Here is a 1,574-nt window from a genome sequence, read left to right on the forward strand (position 1 = left end):
AAACAAGTTTGCTGCCGCAGCTTCGGTGCATGGCTTAGCCCCGTTACATCTTCCGCGCAGGCCGACTCGACTAGTGAGCTATTACGCTTTCTTTAAAGGATGGCTGCTTCTAAGCCAACCTCCTAGCTGTCTAAGCCTTCCCACATCGTTTCCCACTTAGCCATGACTTGGGGACCTTAGCTGGCGGTCTGGGTTGTTTCCCTCTTCACGACGGACGTTAGCACCCGCCGTGTGTCTCCCGGATAGTACTCACTGGTATTCGGAGTTTGCATGGGGTTGGTAAGTCGGGATGACCCCCTAGCCCAAACAGTGCTCTACCCCCAGTGGTATTCGTCCGAGGCGCTACCTAAATAGCTTTCGGGGAGAACCAGCTATCTCCGGGCTTGATTAGCCTTTCACTCCGAGCCACAGGTCATCTCCTAATTTTTCAACATTAGTGAGTTCGGTCCTCCAATTGATGTTACTCAATCTTCAACCTGCCCATGGCTAGATCGCCCGGTTTCGGGTCTATACCTTGCAACTAGACGCCCAGTTAAGACTCGGTTTCCCTACGGCTCCCCTAGTCGGTTAACCTTGCTACAAAATATAAGTCGCTGACCCATTATACAAAAGGTACGCAGTCACACCACGAAGGTGCTCCTACTGCTTGTACGTAGACGGTTTCAGGTTCTATTTCACTCCCCTCGCCGGGGTTCTTTTCGCCTTTCCCTCACGGTACTGGTTCACTATCGGTCAGTTGGGAGTATTTAGCCTTGGAGGATGGTCCCCCCATATTCAGTCAAGATAACACGTGTCCCGACCTACTCGTTTTCACCTTCATGTTTCCTTCGTGTACGGGACTATCACCCTGTATCGTTGAGCTTTCCAACTCATTCCACTAGAACCATGATTGCTTAAGGGCTAATTCCCGTTCGCTCGCCGCTACTAGGGAAATCTCGGTTGATTTCTTTTCCTCCGGGTACTTAGATGTTTCAGTTCTCCGGGTTCGCTTCTTACACCTATGTATTCAGTGCAAGATAGTGTGCATGCACACTGGGTTTCCCCATTCGGAAATCCATGACTCAAGCGGCTCTTACTGCCTCATCATGGCTTATCGCAAGTTAGTACGTCCTTCATCGCCTCCAACTGCCTAGGCATCCACCGTCTACGCTTAGTCACTTAACCATACAACCCGAAAATGTTTATTCGAGCTCTATGGGCTGTTTCTTTGCTGTACACAAGTTCGATACGCCTCTACCATTTTTGGATTCAAGTAGAGTGGCATTTCATTACTTTATTACAATCAGCTTGTTCATATTGTTAAAGAGCGGTGTAACATCAAGTTACTGATAAAGATTCTCGTGAGAATGTTTATCGCTAACTTTGGATAGAAACGTGATTCGTTAGTCGTGCGCTGCGCTGTTCGTACGCTTCGCTGTTCGAACAACCAAAACCAAGCCAGAAACTCGCTTCAAGGTTAGGCAAGGCGGGAAGGCACGACGCATACATCAGTATGTGAGTGGCTTTCCAACGCAGCATAACGTTGAAGTGGTGGAGCCAAGCGGGATCGAACCGCTGACCTCCTGCGTGCAAGG

The 1,574-nt window shown here is 49.4% G+C and carries 1 rRNA gene; it reads right to left on the reverse strand.

The features are described 5' to 3' along the window. Positions 1-1,164: ribosomal RNA gene (locus NOG12_RS12880) — 23S ribosomal RNA — on the reverse strand; the annotation flags it as partial. Between the last annotated feature and the right edge of the window lie 410 nt (positions 1,165-1,574).

Origin of the sequence: Pseudidiomarina fusca, from assembly GCF_032227045.1 — a bacterium.
GTDB classification, from domain to species: Bacteria; Pseudomonadota; Gammaproteobacteria; order Enterobacterales; family Alteromonadaceae; genus Pseudidiomarina; species Pseudidiomarina fusca.